Below are 18,494 nucleotides of genomic sequence, written 5' to 3'. Positions count from 1 at the left end.
ATCACCCACTTATATTTTTTCATCCACCATAATCCCGACAAACTCCGTCATTGCCGCATAATAATCCAATAATTTCTTAGGCGGGATCTCCCTGATCGTCTCATCCGTTACATCATCGACCACCTTGACATAATACTCATTCAGCTTCTCGTGATACTCAAAGCGAACCGCCGTATGTGTTGGGTTTAGAAAGGTGTTTAAGCTCTCCACCACTTCTTGAACCTTTTCCTTTGTAGGCTGATTGCTTTCCACACTTTGTTCCGAATAAGCAACTGTATTGATTTCTCTTTGATAGTAAGAACTGATTCCGTCCGAGATGGCTGTTCTAAGTTGTGAGGAAAGAATATTCGTGGACAAACTCTCCAGCATATAAATAGCCCCCAATATGATGTCTTTATTTTTTATATCGGTAATTACGGTTTTATATTTAGGGAAAGCTTTGATTTTGGTTTTCAGTCCACTCTGCATGAAAATGAAGATAATCCAGATTGCCGACAGTTTGTGGTGGTGTATTCAGACTGTTGATTTCCACCTCAGACACTTAGCTTTCCAGAGGCGGTCCGGGACTTTTTGCGCCTGTGGGGTCTCCCTTGGACACGTATTCCTGCAGGAGTCTCGGACACCCGCTCCAATCAACTTTGTATTAACATGTAGATAGCATACCTTTTACCTACAATTTTCAGAACAGATTTACTATCAAATCTTAGTAAAGTCTACAGTAAGAAAATGGATAAAGTTCAAGCAAGTATTGCTATTTCCACACATGAGAAAGCCAATGAAAATAAGTGAATACTACAAACTACCCTTATACAAATAAATCACATCCAGCTTTATCCTATACACGTCCTTGAACTGTGCGTTGGATGTCTTTATAAAGGCATCCAATCCAATGAAAAAGGTGTCGGAATGAGAGCATTCCGACACCTTTTTGTCTACAAGCTGAAGACTCGATGTAAATATCTTGAGTCTTTTTTTAAAAAAGTAATGATTAACGTAATAATTGAAGAACGCCTTGTGGTTGTTGGTTCGCTTGCTTTGCGACTATGTCTTTCGAGCATAGAATAGACTATATCTTCACCCTTGTATTATAAGGGGCTGGGCACTTCGAATGGCTATCGCCACCCTACGGATTTCATGGTCTTAGCTTTCGCATTAGACTGTATATCCTAGTCGTTGAACCTTCTCCAGAGTTTCCTCAAAGGAGCTTGGCTGCTGATTGTCCATTGGGTCATCTCCATCATTTTCTGACCATCACGCTTACCGTTTCCAGTTACGTTGTGGTTGATGCAGCTTTAGGAAGTTCCAGCAATTCACCCAGTTATACTTTTATCCATTACTAGATAAAACGCCCTTCAAATTCACCTTAGAAGTTGTAAAACTCCTTGAGGTGCGGAATTTGCTTGAGCCAACATTGCTTGTGCTGCTTGACCAAGAATAGAATTTTTAGTTTGCTCCATCATTTCTTTCGCCATATCAACGTCACGTACACGTGATTCTGCAGCAGTTAGGTTTTCCGATGAAGTACCTAAGTTGTTAATTGTGTGTTCTAATCTGTTTTGAGTAGCTCCTAATTTAGAACGCTCGGTTGAAACTGTTCCAATAGCAGAGTTAACTAATGTAATAGCAGCATCAGCGCCAGCTTGGTTTGAAATATCAATACCCACTGTATCAGCTTCAGTTGTTCCAGTTCCTACAGCTAAAGTAGTAGCATCCATTGCTCCGATAACAAGAGTTAAGTTCTGCCCTGCATTCGCCCCAATATGGAATACCTTACCATCTCCATCAGAACCATCAAGTAGCTTTTGAGTGTTAAATTCTGTTGTTTTGGAAATACGTGTTATTTCTTTCGCCATTTGATTAAATTCTTTTTGCAATTCACCACGGTCAGCATCAGTATTTGAATCGGTAGAGGATTGAACAGCAAGTTCACGCATACGTTGAAGGATGTCATGAGTTTCATTAAGAGCACCCTCAGCTGTTTGAATCATTGAAATACCATCTTGAGCATTACGAGAAGCTTGATCCAATCCACGAATTTGTCCGCGCATTTTTTCAGAAATTGCTAGACCTGCAGCATCGTCCCCAGCTTTATTGATACGCATACCTGAAGCTAGTTTCTCCATTGATTTAGATTGTGCGCCTGTCGCGCTTGATAATTGACGGTGCGTGTTAAGTGCTGCGATATTGTGATTGATAATCATTTATGTTTCCTCCTTGAGTTTTAAGTTCCCACATCCATGTGGTTATTCACGGTGGGCAGTGAATAAGTCGGCCGCCTATATCACTGCTCATCGCTGTATATGTAATATCGACCTGCTTGGAAACATATTTAGGGGATTCTACGATTTTTTCTTAAAATAGTCATTTATGTTTTGCAGCAGATGTGTTTCCGTTTGGGTGGCTTTGCTATTTTCCTGCTGAATCGATAGATAGATTTCCTTCCGATGGATATCGATGTTTTTCGGGGCATTGATTCCGAGCTTGATCTGTTCTCCTTCAACCGCGAGAATCGTAATTTCAATATCGTCGCCAATCATGATTGCTTCATTTTGTTTTCTGGTCAATACGAGCATCATTTCTCCTCCTGTTCTGCGGGAGGTTCGAACAGTCTATGCTTTGTGCGGTAATCACTTCCGGTCAGGATGAATTGCTTACCGATTTTTTTTGTGTTATTTATGACAACGGGAGCCTGAAGGTTCGCCGTCGATTCATTGAAGATATCAGAAATCGTCAAGATCACGAACGTAAGGACATCCTGCTCCGTTTCTATTTGTAAAAATTCGAGCACTTCATCCGTCAGCTTCACTTCGTAATCAGGAAACACATCAAAAGGGTTCGTCACAATGAAGGCAATCTCTTTTGTTTTTGTCGATTGCAGGACGAAAAAGGGCGTGTCATCCAACGAAAGCAGGCAAAACTGCTTTTCTTCCAAAAAGCCCGGCAGCCCGCTTTCGAATCGATATATATCTTCTCCGGCTAATTCAATTTTGCCATGAAATTTTGTTTGTACATTCATCTCTGTTTCCACTCACCTGTCTTATTAGGAAATAAATTAATGAAATCGATATCCAGCGTATTTTTTTGTAGGATTTCGACATCGATACTGCCCGGTGTGTATGTGTGTTCCGGCCGGTTTATTTGAGCATCAATGATCGGTTTTTGTGCGGTTGCTTCAATCTCCACTTGTGCTGGCTCGTAGTCAAGCTTGACGCTGAAATGGGAGGGAATCCAGCCAAGATTGAAGTGCTTCTCCGCTCCTTTGCTGTTTTGCTTCGCCTGATCAGCGAGCGGATTTCCGCCTCTTTCTATGTGCCTCAGCTCCGTTCCCTGCCGCGAGCGTCGAGCCATGCCTGCGAGCCAGTCTTGGTATCCTTGCTGCGCGAATTCCTCCACTCGCTTAGAGAGGCTTTTCAAGTCCATATCCTCCCTTGCCTTTGTCTGATCGATCGTCAGCTTGCCTCGGGTCGTATGGATTTCCAGAATGGCCTGCGGCTGCTCTATCGATTGGACCGCTGCCTTTTGTTCAATTTGCTGCACAGGCTGTTCGATATCCAACCCAATCTTAATTGGGGTGGATTGCAATCTAATTTGCGGAATTTGCATCATCAACACTCCTTATGAAAAAAAGCTATCCTTTTAAGAATAGCTTAGCGAAGAAAATCCAATAAACTCGGTTGCATGATTTTCGCCCCGATACTTAAGGCGGCACTATGGACGCTTTCCTGGGTCGTCAAATCCATGATCGCTTTTTCGATATCGACATCCTCATTTTTTGAAAGGATTTCAGTGGCAAAAACCTCCTGCTGCTTGAGACGGTCCGACATCAGCTCAATCCGATTCTGCCTTGCACCAACCTGGGCCTGCAAGCTTAAGAAGGTATTGATCGTTACATCAAGGCCCTCCAGTGTCGCGCCTACGTCGCCGCCGTTTTCGAGTGCAGCGATCGTTTTGTCGATGCTCCCGCGATTTGCAAGCGCATCTCCAAAAACCTTCGATCCATCCGTGTTGATCTTAAGGGAAATTCCAGAAAACACTTCAAGGTTTATGTCCCCTTTGCCGTATACGATATCCCCATTCGCGTCTTTAACGGAAGATGGCCTCACATTCGTATCTTGCCCGTTGAAAATATACTTCCCGCCAATCTGTGTATCACCGAGGTTTACGAGATGCTCCTTTAGTTGCTTGATTTCCTCTGCAATATTTTTCAATTGATCGCCTTCATATGTGCCATTGCTTCCTTGAACCGTTATTTCCCGAATCCGCTGCATGACAGAAACCGATTCACTTATGGCATCATCTGTGCTGTCGATCCAATTGGTCGCCTCGGAAATATTGCTCTGATACTGTCCGATTTGATTCAGGTTCGTCCGGTACCCCATTCCCATCATGGCCGCAACCGGATTGTCGGAAGGCTTGGTGAACTTCTTCTGAGAGGAAACCTGCTCTTGCAGCTTGGCCATCTTTTCGTAGCTGCCGCTTAAATTGCGTAACATATTATTGGTTAGCATCGATTGCGTTACCCGCATGTTCGTTCACTCCTCTTATCGGCCTACCGTGCCCATACCGTTTATTATCTTATCGAGCATTTCGTCCATCATCGTCATCATCCTTGCAGAAGCGTTGTATGCCTGCTGGAATTTGATCATGTCCGTCATTTCTTCATCAAGTGAGACGGAGCTGACCGATTCCCTATTTTGTTTGACGGAAGTAGCAAGCACAACCGAGTTGGAAAGGTTCTTTTGGGCGCTTTCCGAATCCACCCCCAGCTTGCCGATGATACCCGCATAATAGGTGTCGAAGCTTCCCGTCAATTCTTTCGAGTTTTGGTCTTTCGTCGAGTACTCACTAAACGCTTTCTTCTTCAGGTCTGCCAGCAGCTTAGCATTTTCGTTATCTCCGGATGCTCCGCCGCTTTTACCGCCTGCAGCAATTTTCGATGGATCTTTGCTGATCTCACTATTCACCTTGATGCTTTGGGCAGCGCTTTTACCTGGATCGATCTCGAAGAAGTTCAGAGTTGAAGTGCTGCCATCACCCAATGCATATCCTTGTTTGTGGATGGCATTGAACTCATTCACGAAGGCTTTCGTCATATTATCGAGTTTTTTCAGCATATCGGGATAAGCTCCGCCGATCGTGCCGTCAGCCTTTTTATAACCAAAGCTGTTGATCAAGCCCGACAATTCTCCCGAAAATTTATAGTCCGTCAACGTTTTCGAACCGGCTTTCACTCCATCGACCATACCTGTCGTTTTATCATAGCTGACTTCGACTTTCGACGTGCCGACCATGCCTGTTTGGTTAACGCTTACTAGATTGATGGGCGGCTTATAGGAAGAACCGTCCTCCTTCATCAATTCGATATTGTACAGTCCTGTCGCAACATCGCTGGCCCTGCCGTAATCCGTCGGAATGACGTTTTGCACTTTTATGCTGACAAGCTGTGAGAGATTATCGACGAGAACATCGCGTTGATCGTACAGGTCATTGGGGATATAGCCATGCGGTTCGACCTTGCTGATTTGCTGGTTAAGCTGATCGATATGGCTAATGATCGTATTGATTTCGTTCGCTTTAACGTTGATCTGATTGCCGATATCCGTTTGGACGCTCGTTAGCGAGTTATAGTAGTAGTTCAAGGTATCTGCGACCATGACGCCTGTCGAGGCAACGACTTCACGCGCCCCTGAGTTTTCCGTGTTCGCCGTCAGCCCTTGAAGTGAATTCCAGAACTTCTCCATCGTGGCAGCCAACCCGCTGTCGGTCGGTTCGTTCATGACCCCTTCCATCTTCGTCAAGGATTCACTCATCGCTCCGTAATAACCGATTTTATTGCTCTGTGTTCGATACTGTGCGTCAAGGAAGCTATCACGGATTCGCTGAACCGTTTCTGCCGCTACCCCTGTGCCGATTTGGCCAGCCACCCGCGGGCTGTTCATCCCGACAGTAGGGAAGCCCGGCGTCTGGACGAGGTTGACCCGCTGCCTTGAATATCCTAATGTATTGGCATTGGCCACGTTATTTCCTGTTGTGTATAAGGCGCCTTGCGAGGTCGATAAGCCACGCTTGGCCGTCTCAAGACCCATAAAGGTTGAAATCATTTGCTCATGCCTCCTTTTTTCCGTTTCTTATGCCTTTGAATCGAACATCGTCATGCCGCTTTTTTGGGGTTTTCTAACCGAGTTGCCGTAATTCAGGTTTTGATTTTGAGGTCTAAGCATATCCAGTGAGACGTTGATGAATTGAAGCGACTGATAAATCAGTTGTTGATTTAAACTGTTCCGTCCCTTTAGCTTAGTCACTTCTTCCATCAATTCCGCTTTTAGGTGGGCAAGTTTTTCCGTTTCGATCGGACCTGTCAGCTCGGTTACGCTGTGAATGGAGGCAGGCTGTCCCACTTTTCCATTTGCACGAAGAAATTCCCCGACCGCACCTTCTCTTTGCTTATCCGTTTGATCAATCGCTTTCAAATGCTTTTGTTCCTGAATCAACAGTGCGGTAATGGCCTCGGTATCATTCGCTTTCAAAACTGCCGTTTTCCTTATCGCTAATTGATTGAAGCTTTTATGAAGCTTGATCAATTTTTCAAGCGACTCAATGATGCTCCGTACAGACATTTTGCCGCCTCCTCTCCTCATGAATGAAGGACGGAAATTGGTTTCCGTCCATTTTCGTTATAAAAATCATTTCCGGTAAAAATCGATAAGACCTTTAGCCGTCGCTTGTGCATTCAATTTATACGTTCCGTTCTCCACTTGGATTTTCAGTTCGTCCACTTTCGCTTGCCTTGCAGCAGGAATCGGAGATAATTGCTGCATCTCTTTTGCCGCTGAAGAAATTTCAACTTTATCCTTGGCAACGGACTTGGATTCTTTCATATTCCCCGCTTTATTGGCTTGAAGAGTATACGGGTTAACACCTGTCATACCGCCGTTATTGATTTTCATATTCCAGATCCTCTCCTTCGGTCGATTTCCATTCCAAATTACGATTCCTATATAAGGCCATTGGATTGGCTATGGTCTGTATGTTTCTCCCTATCATTATTATCGACAAGGATTGAATATCTTTTATGGTTTCCAGTGATCTTTCCCCTGACAACGATTGTCGAAAGTTGTTTTCAATATCGAAAATTCTAACAAATCCTGTTTAAGGTTGCCATGAATTACCCTTTTAGATCATCCTTCATATAGTACGTATTTTTTTTCTCATGCCCGGGAATTTCAGTCAGGCGCCTATCCTCATCTTCAAATGCCTGCAAATCCGAACGCAGGGAATCGCTGCAGTTGCTGCATAACCTTCCGCCCTTAATCTGCGTACCGCACTTTTCACACGGAATGCCTAAATTAGGGAACTGGGAAATCCTCAGCTTTCCTGTTTTCACGAATTTAATGATTAAGATTTCTTCCACACCAGTGTCTCTAACCACTTGCATCATGGAGGCCGTTCTATTTATTTTCTTGCGAATATATGCATATACTTTATCGTATTTGGCTTCTTCCTCTTTATAACAGGCATCGCAAACATCTCGGAATTTCGTAATAACGAATAACGAATTGCAGCTTGGACAATTGAGTATATCCATCAAGGTCCCTCCTTCCACATCACAATGATTATTGATATGTACTGTTTATATCGAATAATACGTTCGATACTTTAGGAGATTCTATAAAATTAAGCTATTTCACCTACACAATGTGATCGAGGATACTTCTTTTGCCCCAGCTTTTTTCAAGGCTTTGGCTGCCTGCCTGAGCGTTGTGCCTGTTGTGTAAATATCATCAATCACCAAAATTGATTGGTTGGGCAGCAAATCGTTTTTTGTTACGTGGAAAACCTGCGGCAATGCGATTCTCTCATGACGTGATTTTTTTGATTGTTTTTCCGTATCGATCCGTGTCAGCACCTCGATTGTCCGAAGGCCAAGCAAATCCGCCAAAGCCTGTGCCTGGTTGAATCCCCGCTCCTTTAGCCGTTCAACACTAAGCGGGATGCACGTTACAAGGTCATACTCGATGTCCCTTAGCATCTCCTTCAAATAAGGGATGAAAATCGAAGCTAATGCATAATCCCCGCGATACTTATATTTGGCAATGATTTCTTTCAAGTATTCATTATAATGAAAAAGCGATATATTGTTGGACAAATAGCCGGACCACTCTCCATTTCCTTCCCATCTCAAGCAATCGAAACAGAGTTCACCACTGCTGGAATTACCGGCGAGTCCCCTTGAACACATCGAACATCTATCCCCGGTTATCCTTTCAAGCTTCTCGTCACAGCTCTTGCAGATCAGCTTGGCATCCACCCTCATAAGCAGGGTCCTCCATGTCAAGGCATCCTTCATCACCTCATCACAAACCAGGCACTTACGCATCGAGCAACCCTCTTTCCCATGCAGCGCGATTCATCCTTTGGATGTGATCGATTGCCTCAATCATCGCTTTACTTTTACCGTAGTGAAAAAAAGTGATCGTCCCCAAAGGGTGTACAAAGCTTCTCCCTACCCGTCCGGAGATCTGGACGAGGGCGCTTTCTGAAAACACTTCATGCTCAGCTCCAATCACGGCCACCTCCAACCGTTCAATTGTAATCCCGCGTTCCAGGATGGTCGTGGTCAATAACCCCGGAACGTCCCCATTCCTTATAGCCATCACTCTTTCCTTTCGTTCGGGATGCTGTGAGTGGACGATTTTCAAGTTTGGAGACAGCATTTGAAACAGCGGAATGCCCTGCTCCATCACTTCAATGCTTGGAAAAAACAAGAGAAAGGGGATTTTCTGCTCCAGGCGCTCACTTACCCACCTGCTAATCGCAGGAGGTATCTTTTTTTGCAGCAATTTCTTTTTCCAGTTACCACACCACTTCATTTCTGGGATAGGAATTGGCTGACGATGGTAACGGGCAGGTATTATGGCGGCTTTCAATTTGCCGCTTCGATATAGACGCTGCATCCGTTTCGAAGGTGTGGCAGTCAGATAGATGGTTGAGGCAGAAGCCTTTTTCGATTTATCGACTGCATAATGCAGGGAATCATCAATTGAGTAGGGAAACGCATCGACTTCATCAACGATAATAACATCGAAAGCTTCAATAAAACGGAAAAGCTGATGTGTCGTGGAAACGGTTAGTGGTGAAAATCCATGTCGTTCGGCACTGCCGCCATAGAGGGTCGTGACTTCGATGGCAGGAAAAGCTTCCTTTAACCTTGGGGACAGCTCGAGAACCACATCGGTCCGCGGTGTTGCCAAACAAATCCGTTTCCCGTCAAGCAAGGCTGCCTCAATCGCTGGAAATAGGATCTCCGTCTTCCCTGCCCCGCATACAGCCCATACTAGAAATTCATCTTTTCCTTTTACAGCTTCAACGACACGGTCGGAGGCCTTTTGTTGACCTGCGGATAAAGTGCCTGACCAGCTCATCACACTGTCAGGAATCGTAAACTGAATGCCTGGTCCGGTCCACCTATAAAGCTTTGCGCATTCGCTAACCCGCCCCATCATGATGCATGAGCGGCAGTAAGTACAATCTCGATCGCAAATCTTACAAGGGAATGTATAAAACATGGTTTGTTCTTTGTTGCCGCAGCGCACACAGTGATAACTGCCATTTGTGGATTGCACGCCGCAAGCTTCCGAGACATACCCATTGCTGAGATGCTCTGCGAGGAGTTCTTTGGAGAAGGGGATTTCGAAGGCCAAAAGGTGTTTGCCGGTGAGATGGTTTTGAAGTTCCGGGGAATAAGGGGCGGAAATGCTCTTTTTTTTCAAACTGCACCCTCCACTTCTTAATGAATTGACTTCTTCTTATTCATTCGCTTTTTACTCCAGGATTCCTTTTTCCTGCATAAAAAAATGCCTTTCGCTTAGGAAAGGCGTTACAGCTTATACTTTATACCAGCCCATCCCCATCGAGCCTTCGCCAAGATGGGTCCCGATTACAGGACCGAAGTAGCTGATGTCGAATTCGACATTCGCGAATCGGGCTTCGAGTTCGGTTTTCCATTCTTTTGCTTCAATTTCCCGTTTCGCATGAATGATGACGGCTTTATATTTCGCACCACTTGCTGCGTCTTCTCCAAGCAAATCGGCAATCCGCTTCATCGCTTTTTTCCTCGTGCGGATTTTTTCGAACGGGACGATGACCTTATCAACAAAATGGAGAACAGGCTTCACTTGAAGCAAACTGCCAATCAAAGCTTGGGCACTGCTTAACCGGCCTCCCCGCTGTAAATGGGAAAGGTCATCTGCCATGAAGTATGCCTTGACGGAAGGTTTCATTTCTTCAAGTCTCGCCATGATCTCTTCTGCGCCCTTTCCATCAAGTGCCATTTTAGCCGCCTCGATTACGTAAAAACCCTGAATTCTGCAGCTGCTCTCCGAGTCAAAAGCATGAACCGTAATCCCCTCGACCATTTCTCCTGCAGATACAGCTCCCTGATACGTACCGCTGATGCCACTGGATAAATGAATGGAAATGACATCATCGTATTCCTTTTGCAGCTCCTCAAACTTCTCGACAAACAGTCCGATCGGAGGCTGTGACGTCGTGGGTAATTTCTCCTGCTTCTTTACTTCCTCATAAAACTCATCCGTAGCGATGTCGACTTCTTCCCGGTATGCTTCATTGGAGAAAATGACATTAAGCGGCATCATATGTATATGTAAACGTTCACGCATTTCCTTCGGTATATATGCAGTGCTATCTGTTACGACTGCGGTTTTCATCATAAGTACCATCCTTATAAAAATTTACTCTATTTTCTTATTCAACATTCTATCTAAAAATGCCTTCATTTGCATTAAAATGCTTTCCTTACCGTTAATTCGTAATATATGGTTAGTCCAACCTCCAACAAAAAAGTCCGGCTCTTCAGCACGCATTGCGGAACTGAAAGAGCCGGACTTATCGACAACTGCAATTATTTCACTTCTACCCAACCATTCTTGATGGCTAGGACAACCGCTTGTGTACGGTCATTGACATTCATTTTCTGAAGAATGTTGCTCACATGGTTCTTGACTGTTTTTTCACTGATATATAGCGTTTCACCGATGGCACGATTGCTTTTTCCGTCAGCTAAAAGTTGAAGGACTTCACATTCACGTCGAGTCAAGAGATGAAGAGGTCTCCTGATTTCGATTGTATGAACGGATTCACGATCAGACCCTTCATCAGCTGCCAGGCGGCGATATTCTTTCACTAAATTGTGAGTAACCTTCGGATGAAGGTAAGAGCCTCCTTCGGCGACTACACGAACGGCATCGATCAACGCATCGGCATCCATCTCTTTCAATAGGTAGCCTTGGGCGCCCGTTTTCAATGCATGCTGTACGTAGTTCTCATCATCATGAATCGAAAGGATGATGACTTTTGTTTCAGGGTACCGGTTCACAAGCATTTTCGTTGCTTCTACCCCATTCATAGTCGGCATGTTGATATCCATGATAACAACATCTGGTTTATGTGTCTCAACGAGATCCATTGCTTCACTTCCGTCATCACCCTCGGCAACAACATCGAAGGATGATTCAAAATCTAATATGCGCTTAACGCCTTCACGGAAAAGCTGATGGTCATCGATAATGATGATACTTGTCTTCAACGGCTTCTTCCTCCTAATTTCTATTTAATATGCCTATCCCCTTTAAGTTACTTTTGATAGGGAATTTGTATAAACACCAAAGTGCCTGCTCCTGGCTGTGAATCGATTGTCATTTCACCTTCAAGCAGCTCGACTCTTTCTCTCATGCCAACCAAGCCAAATGAGCCTTCTTTTTGAATCGTACAGTCAAACCCTTTCCCATCATCTTTGACGACAACGGTCACCATCTCTTTGGAAATGGACAGTTTAACTTGAACCTGTTTTGGCTCTGCGTGCTTCAATGAATTTTGGACAGCCTCTTGAACTAGCCTGAATAAAGCGACCTCCATATCGGAAGGAAGCCTTTTGACCTGCCCAAGATTGACGAAATTCAAATGCACGCCATTATTATAATCTTCGGTCGTTTGCAGGTACTTTCTGAGGGTAGGAACAAGACCTAAGTCATCAAGTGCCATGGGACGAAGATCATAGATGATCCTGCGCACTTCGTATAAGGCATTCCTTACCATGACCTTCAAACTGCGGATCTCAACGAGCGCTTCATCAGGGCCCCTCTCCCGCTGAACACGTTCTATCAAATCTGAACGCATCATGACATTCGCCAGCATTTGCGCCGGACCATCATGAATTTCCCGTGAGAGCTTCTTGCGTTCCTGCTCCTGGGCTTCGATTATTTTCAAACCGAAGTCCTGTTTGCGCTTCGCTTCTTGCAGGGCTTCACCAACGAATTTTAAGTCCTGGGTCAAATAATTCTGGACCACCGAGATTTGCGAGACAAGATGTACCGCCTTATCGATCGTCTGCTGTAAAGCCCTTAATCTTAATTCGAGTTCATCCCGGCGATTGCGAAACTCCTTCTCCAATTGCCGGTTTATCTGTAGATCGACCTGCAGCTTATGTGCCCTTTCATAAGCATCTCGTACCTGCTCTTCAGAAAAATGGTTGAAGTGCATACTGACCTCGGAAAGCCTTTTCCGAGCAAACCTGGCTTTTGAATCAAGCGCATCACTGTCGGTTATCACAATGGCAACCCTGACTTTCACATCATCAAGCTCTTTTGTTAATGATTCAAAATCTTTACGGCATTGCTCGCCGATGTCAAAGACTTCATCCTTACTTTCACTAACAGTGCTCACCATTGTTTCTAAGATCTTGTCCAATGCTTTCGCATCAACTTTTTTTATGGACATTAAGATCCCTCCACTTTAATCAAAAGACTGAAGTATTTATTATCTTAAAGACTATGTATATGGAAAAAAAGCCTTTTCCCTTTTACATGAATGGTTAAATTCCAGGAAACTTTTGTATGAAGTATCCTTCGTGAACATATTGTACCAAAAAAAGAAGAAAAATACGTTAATTTATCCAGCAGATTTTTACGAAATGCACATATATGATACATATTTCCTGGTTATAGGCATTATGGCCGATTTGATAGTCTAGCATACCCATTAGCGGCAAATGCGTTTCCATTATCCTAATACAAACGATCGTTTTCAATCAAATCGGTTATTCCGCTCCATTGATTATTATATGAAACAGACCCATTTATTAAATGGCAAAATCCTTGAAGTGAACGGCCACAATAGCAACACGTTTAAATTAGTGACCAAAACGCATTGTTTTTCCTAAAATGTTATTCTTTTGAGCATAATCATTAGCTAAACAAATGAAAGGCAATAGAACTTATTATAACATGGTCTCCTTTTTCTTATATTAAAGTTTCTTTACACATCTTCTCTCAAAACGAATCGTCATTGCCACTTTTCACGCAAAGACTTATAATGAATCAACTAATAGCAAGTTCGAAGGTGGAATAGGTATGCTCGCTCAATATTTAACGGTGGCAGGTCGCGGTGAACATGAAATCGTCATTGAAAAATCCCGTTTTATTTCCCACATCGCCCGAGTTGAAACGGAAGAAGCCGCCCAGGCATTCATTCAGGAGATCAAGAAAAAGCACAAAGATGCCACACATAACTGCTCAGCGTATATGATCGGGGAACAGAACCAAATCCAAAAGGCCCTCGATGACGGTGAACCAAGCGGTACGGCAGGCGTCCCCATCCTAGAGGTTCTTAAGAAAAAGGATTTGAAAGACACCGCTATAGTAGTCACAAGGTATTTTGGGGGTATCAAACTTGGTGCCGGAGGGCTCATCCGTGCTTATAGCAAATCGACTTCGGAAGGCATAAATGCAACTGGTATCGTCATCAGGAAGTTGATGCGGGTCATTTCGACAAAGGTTGACTATACGTGGCTCGGAAAATTGGAGAATGAATTGCGTTCCTCGATTTATCAAATAAAGGAAATTCAATACCTCGATCAGGTAACGATCCACGTATATGTGGAAGAGTCCCAAAAAGAAACATATATCACCTGGATGACGGAGCTGACAAGCGGTCAAGGTCAAATTGTCGAAGGTGATATGCTTTATTTGGAACATGCATTCTCCTGATTTCACCCTTACTATTTTTCCTTTTTCAGGATGTAATATAATTGAAAAGAAATATTTATTTTACGAAATTATTAAATCATTGTAAAATTAGATTTATTATGACGAAATATAAAAAGAAGGATTCGAAAAATAGCGAAATATGTCTGAAGTTCGTTATTTAAAAGGAGAAGAAATGATGTCTACTACTAGGCGTGTTTATAAAATTAAAAAAACTAAGAAAAAAAGGCGAAAGAGGCTTTGGTTATTACTAGTCCCCATACTGGTACTGGGACTAGGTGCAACTACGTATGCTGCGACCCTATATATGAAAGCACAGAATGTTTTCCATAAATCGTATGATCCGGTCGAGGCTTCAGCCAAGCGGAGTGCAGCTGTCGACCCGCTCGAAGATAATTTCTCGATTCTCTTCATAGGAATCGATGATAGTGACAAACGTGACTATCAAGGAAACTCGCGCTCTGATGCTTTAATACTGGCTACATTCAATAAAGATCAGAAATCTATTAAACTTTTAAGCATTCCACGTGATTCTTATGTGTACGTCCCTGCCAAAGGAGTTACCACAAAAATCAATGCGGCACATGCAGCCGGAGGTCCAAAGGCGACGATGGACACGGTAGAAGAACTATTCGATGTCCCTGTCGACTATTATGTTCGTATGAACTTTAATGCTTTCATAGATGTTGTCGATTCATTGGATGGGATCGAAGTTGACGTACCATATGAATTGAAAGAAATGGATTCACATGACAATAGGGGTGCAATCCATCTGCAAAAAGGAATACAAACTGTAGATGGTGAAGAAGCATTGGCCTTTGCACGGACACGTAAGCAGGACAGTGACATCCAACGCGGTGAGCGCCAGCAGGAAGTGCTTAAAGCCATCATCTCCAAGGCAACCTCCGCTGGATCTTTAACGAAATATACAGATGTAATGGAAGCTGTCGGTGACAATATGACAACGAATCTTCAATTCTCACAAATTAAAGGATTCATTAAATATGTAACTACCGATAAAGGCCTCAACCTTGAAACAGTCAAGCTGGAAGGACAGGATTCCACCATTAACGGAACGTATTATTATCAGCTGAATGAAACATCGGTAGCGAATACGAAGCTAATGCTTCAATCACACTTAAATCTTGGACCTGAAGATGCTTCCAAGCAAACCGAAGCCGTCCAATCACAAATAGAAGAATAAAGCGAAACCCCACTTGTAAAAGTGGGGTTTTCTTTTGTTGCTATCCACCAAGTAATGCGGTGTAATTGTTTTCCCCGCAGGAGTCTCGCATTTCGCTCCATTCAACCTAATATAGTTTCAAACAAAAACAAAGAAGGCTCCAACGCGTAACGAATACGGTTGGAGCCTTTTACATGGTCATACAGTTCAATCTAGTAATCTAGTTGCCCTTCTATCATGGTTTGTTTTTAAAATTAAGCATCTTCAGCAGCGGCTGGTAGTTTGAATTGACCAAACCGATTTTTTCGACAAAAATCTCGATGATCAGCAGAAGTCCCGCCACTAGGATCAAAGCCCCCCACATCGTTGCAAATGAGAAAATGATGGCTGCCAAGCCGAAGCAGGCAGCTAAGGCGTAAATCAGCAGAACGGTTTGCTTATGAGTGAACCCCAAATTTATTAAGCAGTGGTGCAGATGGGACTTATCGGCAGCAGAAATCGGCTGCTTATTGACGAGCCTGCGGATAATCGCAAAAAACGTATCGGAAATCGGCACGCCCAAGATGATGATCGGTACGATCAAGGAAATCATCGTCACGTTTTTAAACCCAAGCAGGGACAGAACGGCAATGATGTAGCCCAGGAATAGGGCGCCCGTATCTCCCATGAAAATCTTCGCCGGGTGAAAATTATACTTCAGGAAGCCAAGAGTGCTTCCGATTACGATCAAGGCTACCATGGCAACGAATAAATCGCCTTTAATTAGCGCCATTGTTGCAATCGTCACTAATGCTATCGTCGACACACCACCTGCAAGGCCATCGAGGCCATCGATTAGGTTGATGGCATTAATGATGCTGACAATCCATAAAATGGTGATTGGTGTACTTAGCATTCCAAATTCCAGCGTATCGGTAATGAACGGCAAATTGATGAATTCCACCTCAAGACCGCCCCATAATACGATAATGAGGGCAGCCAGAATCTGGCCCAGGAATTTGGGTGCAGCCCTTAGTTCATATATATCATCAGCCATCCCGATCAATATGATGATAAGTGCGCCGACTAGAAGTGGCAACTGTCCCCAAAAGTCATCCGTAAACAATAAGAAAGTAATGAAAAAACTCAAAAATATAGCTAAACCGCCCATGCGCGGCATAATTTTACTATGCACTTTTCGCTCATTCGGTTTATCGGTAGCTCCTAATTTAAAGGCCAGCTTTCCGACAAAAGGAGTCAAAAAAATGGATAATAAAAAGGCTACCAACAAGGCCCCAATTAACATTAAGAACCACCTCAATTCAACTAAAAATCTAATACCCGTAACGATCTATAAGAAAACCTACATGTTTATTTTAATTTTTTATCCTCAAATAAACATTATATACGTTTTCGGCTAAAATCTCTATAGAAAAGTTGTTTTTTGCAAATTCTTGTAAATCTGACCCTATCTTTGTCAGTTCCCCGGATTTCTTCAATTCCAAGGCACTAAAGATCGCTCCCTCCAGCTCGGCGACATTTCCGATTTCCGTAACCCAGCCTTTGCTCCTATCAGGTATCAATTCCTTCACACCGCCAACATCACTCGTGATCACAGGAAGACTTGATCTTGCTCCTTCCAGCAAGACGAGCGGAAAGCTTTCGCTTAAGGAAGTCAGTAAAGTGACATCCCCCATTGGATAAATTCTTTCTATATCGGCGCGATATCCCAAAAAGATGACGTTATCGGATAACCCCTTCTCCAAGGCGAGCCGTTCCAAAGCCTTCCTCCTGCTCCCGTCCCCTACAAGCAAAAGTCTAACGTGTGGAAACTTGGAAACCACAGCTCCCAATGCCTCCAAGGCACATTCATGGCCCTTCACCGGTTCAAGTCTTGCAGGCATGATGATGATGAAGTCATCTGCTTTCAACCCGAATTCTCCTCTTTGGAAAGGGGCCGGCAGTTTTTTTTCAAAGTCAATCCCGTTAAGGATTTTCGTGATTCTGGACGGATTGATTCCGCGATCGATCAAGTCCTGTCTAAAGCGGTCGGAAACCGCCAATATATGATCGGCATATTGAAATGACCTTACGTGCATACCTGTAAACAGCTTTCCCTTTACACCCTGGCCCAAGAAGTCATGATGGGGCGCGCTGTGAACGGTCAGAAGCCAAGGGCGCTTTACGAGGCGCTTCAAAAAAGCACCGTATATATTCGCTCGCGGCCCATGGGTATGGATGATGTCTATATTATTTAGACGGATGTAGTCCCGTAAACGTTTCAAAATGGAAAGGTCATATTTGGAATGTTGGGGGAAAAGTTCGGTTTTTATCCCCGCAGTCTTCGACCGCCGGTAAAGCTCCCCTTCTTCAAACACCCCAAGCAAGCACTCTTCTTTTTTCAATTGGTTCAGTAAGGACATAATATGGAACATGCCGCCGCCAGTTTCATTACCAGCATTTAAATGCAAGACTTTCATCCAGTCCACTCCTTATGTTCAGGAATGCTGTACCTTTTTCCTTAACCGCCTTACCTTGAATACGAACCTTGGCAGGGCAAGCATCCGTTTCCAGCGAGAAGGCTGTTGAATCAACCGGTACAACCATTCAAGACGCAGCTTTTGCCAAAAAACCGGGGCGCGGTTCACTTTTCCTGCAAGAACGTCGAAGCTTCCACCCACTCCGATGAAGATCCCTTTCTTGAATAAGGGATAGTGCATCGAAACCCATTTCTCCTGCCGAGGAAACCCCAATGCAGTCAGGATGATGTCAGGTTCGAGTTCAGCTATGGACCTAGCCAAGTGGTCGTCCTTTATATCAATGTAACCATGGTGATATCCCACTAACTCGATTCCCGGATATTGCAGTTTTACTTTAAGGGCGGCTGCTTCAATCACATCTTCCTCCGCCCCGAGCAAATATATTTTCAGGGCCGTTCCATCAGCGACCCGAAATAGTTCATTCATCAAGTCAAATCCTGTAATTCGCTCTTGTAAAGGTTGGTTTAGCCATTTAGAGGCCATAATAATACCAATGCCATCCGGCGTGATGTAATCAGCCGATGTAATGATGTCCTTATAATCCTTGTGCTCATTTGCATATTCGACGATTTCTGGGTTTGCCGTAACGACAAACGTTTTTTCTTGATTCATTATTCTTGGATAGATGATCTTATTCACAAATTCATCCATATTGCTATCGATGAATGGAATCGTGAGTATCTCTACGAACTTTTCTGTCATTTCACTTCAGCCTTTCATATGTACTATACA

At 43.8% G+C, this 18,494-nt stretch carries 20 protein-coding genes; 2 read left to right on the top strand and 18 right to left on the bottom strand.

Going from position 1 to position 18,494, the window contains the following annotated elements; all coding sequences use genetic code 11:
* Positions 1-9: 9 nt before the first annotated feature.
* From flaG to ASU00_RS03090, 15 genes are all read right to left on the bottom strand, one after another.
* Complete coding sequence (flaG, locus tag ASU00_RS03160) at positions 10-369, bottom strand: flagellar protein FlaG (protein ID WP_082630138.1); 360 nt, start codon at positions 367-369, stop codon at positions 10-12.
* Positions 370-1,358: 989 nt separating this feature from the next.
* Complete coding sequence (hag, locus tag ASU00_RS03155) at positions 1,359-2,201, bottom strand: flagellin Hag (RefSeq protein ID WP_057911987.1); 843 nt, start codon at positions 2,199-2,201, stop codon at positions 1,359-1,361.
* 138 nt (positions 2,202-2,339) lie between these two features.
* Complete coding sequence (csrA, locus tag ASU00_RS03150; protein ID WP_057911986.1) at positions 2,340-2,573, bottom strand: carbon storage regulator CsrA; 234 nt, start codon at positions 2,571-2,573, stop codon at positions 2,340-2,342.
* The gene (gene fliW, locus ASU00_RS03145) at positions 2,573-3,016 is read right to left on the bottom strand and encodes a flagellar assembly protein FliW (RefSeq protein WP_057911985.1); all 444 of its coding nucleotides are present in this window, start codon (positions 3,014-3,016) and stop codon (positions 2,573-2,575) included. The genes csrA and fliW overlap by 1 nt, the downstream gene beginning before the upstream one ends.
* Positions 3,013-3,603, bottom strand: coding sequence for a DUF6470 family protein (locus ASU00_RS03140; protein ID WP_057911984.1), 591 nt, complete (start codon positions 3,601-3,603; stop codon positions 3,013-3,015). The genes fliW and ASU00_RS03140 overlap by 4 nt, the downstream gene beginning before the upstream one ends.
* Positions 3,604-3,647: 44 nt before the next feature.
* Positions 3,648-4,526, bottom strand: coding sequence for a flagellar hook-associated protein FlgL (flgL, locus tag ASU00_RS03135; protein WP_057911983.1), 879 nt, complete (start codon positions 4,524-4,526; stop codon positions 3,648-3,650).
* Between the two features lie 15 nt (positions 4,527-4,541).
* Complete coding sequence (gene flgK / locus ASU00_RS03130; RefSeq protein ID WP_057911982.1) at positions 4,542-6,101, bottom strand: flagellar hook-associated protein FlgK; 1,560 nt, start codon at positions 6,099-6,101, stop codon at positions 4,542-4,544.
* Positions 6,102-6,128: 27 nt separating this feature from the next.
* Entirely contained in the window at positions 6,129-6,617 is a 489-nt protein-coding gene (locus tag ASU00_RS03125) for a flagellar protein FlgN (RefSeq protein WP_057911981.1), read from the bottom strand.
* A 66-nt stretch (positions 6,618-6,683) separates the two neighbouring features.
* Entirely contained in the window at positions 6,684-6,947 is a 264-nt protein-coding gene (flgM, locus tag ASU00_RS03120; RefSeq protein WP_057911980.1) for a flagellar biosynthesis anti-sigma factor FlgM, read from the bottom strand.
* A 218-nt stretch (positions 6,948-7,165) separates the two neighbouring features.
* Positions 7,166-7,585: a TIGR03826 family flagellar region protein gene (locus ASU00_RS03115; protein ID WP_330219512.1), complete on the bottom strand. Its 420-nt coding sequence runs from the start codon at positions 7,583-7,585 to the stop codon at positions 7,166-7,168.
* Between the two features lie 99 nt (positions 7,586-7,684).
* Complete coding sequence (locus ASU00_RS03110; protein ID WP_057911978.1) at positions 7,685-8,377, bottom strand: ComF family protein; 693 nt, start codon at positions 8,375-8,377, stop codon at positions 7,685-7,687.
* Positions 8,370-9,770 (bottom strand): DEAD/DEAH box helicase, encoded by a 1,401-nt coding sequence (locus ASU00_RS03105; protein ID WP_082630126.1) that lies wholly within the window; start codon positions 9,768-9,770, stop codon positions 8,370-8,372. The genes ASU00_RS03110 and ASU00_RS03105 overlap by 8 nt, the downstream gene beginning before the upstream one ends.
* A gap of 114 nt (positions 9,771-9,884) precedes the next feature.
* A complete protein-coding gene (locus ASU00_RS03100) occupies positions 9,885-10,727 on the bottom strand; it encodes a DegV family protein (RefSeq protein WP_057912246.1) in 843 nt (280 codons plus the stop codon).
* A 194-nt stretch (positions 10,728-10,921) separates the two neighbouring features.
* On the bottom strand, positions 10,922-11,605 hold the full coding sequence (locus tag ASU00_RS03095; protein ID WP_057911977.1) for a response regulator: 684 nt from the start codon (positions 11,603-11,605) through the stop codon (positions 10,922-10,924).
* 47 nt (positions 11,606-11,652) lie between these two features.
* Positions 11,653-12,795, bottom strand: coding sequence for a sensor histidine kinase (locus tag ASU00_RS03090; RefSeq protein ID WP_057911976.1), 1,143 nt, complete (start codon positions 12,793-12,795; stop codon positions 11,653-11,655).
* 632 nt (positions 12,796-13,427) lie between these two features.
* Here ASU00_RS03090 and ASU00_RS03085 point away from each other — a divergent pair.
* Both ASU00_RS03085 and ASU00_RS03080 read left to right on the top strand, forming a co-directional pair.
* Positions 13,428-14,063 carry a YigZ family protein gene (locus ASU00_RS03085; protein ID WP_057911975.1) on the top strand — a complete coding sequence of 212 codons (636 nt, stop codon included), beginning with the start codon at positions 13,428-13,430 and terminating at the stop codon, positions 14,061-14,063.
* Between the two features lie 175 nt (positions 14,064-14,238).
* Positions 14,239-15,264: an LCP family protein gene (locus ASU00_RS03080; RefSeq protein ID WP_152983673.1), complete on the top strand. Its 1,026-nt coding sequence runs from the start codon at positions 14,239-14,241 to the stop codon at positions 15,262-15,264.
* Positions 15,265-15,478: 214 nt separating this feature from the next.
* Here the strand turns inward: ASU00_RS03080 and ASU00_RS03075 are convergent, their stop codons facing one another.
* From ASU00_RS03075 to ASU00_RS03065, 3 genes are all read right to left on the bottom strand, one after another.
* On the bottom strand, positions 15,479-16,528 hold the full coding sequence (locus ASU00_RS03075; protein ID WP_057911974.1) for a glycosyltransferase family 4 protein: 1,050 nt from the start codon (positions 16,526-16,528) through the stop codon (positions 15,479-15,481).
* A 70-nt stretch (positions 16,529-16,598) separates the two neighbouring features.
* Positions 16,599-17,702 carry a glycosyltransferase family 4 protein gene (locus tag ASU00_RS03070; RefSeq protein WP_057911973.1) on the bottom strand — a complete coding sequence of 368 codons (1,104 nt, stop codon included), beginning with the start codon at positions 17,700-17,702 and terminating at the stop codon, positions 16,599-16,601.
* Positions 17,703-17,720: 18 nt separating this feature from the next.
* Entirely contained in the window at positions 17,721-18,464 is a 744-nt protein-coding gene (locus tag ASU00_RS03065) for a WecB/TagA/CpsF family glycosyltransferase (protein ID WP_057911972.1), read from the bottom strand.
* Between the last annotated feature and the right edge of the window lie 30 nt (positions 18,465-18,494).

This window comes from Peribacillus muralis (genome assembly GCF_001439925.1).
Taxonomy (GTDB): Bacteria; Bacillota; Bacilli; order Bacillales; family DSM-1321; genus Peribacillus; species Peribacillus muralis.
The sequence above is the reverse complement of the archived record's forward strand: the minus strand, read 5'-3'. Positions and strand labels throughout refer to the sequence as shown.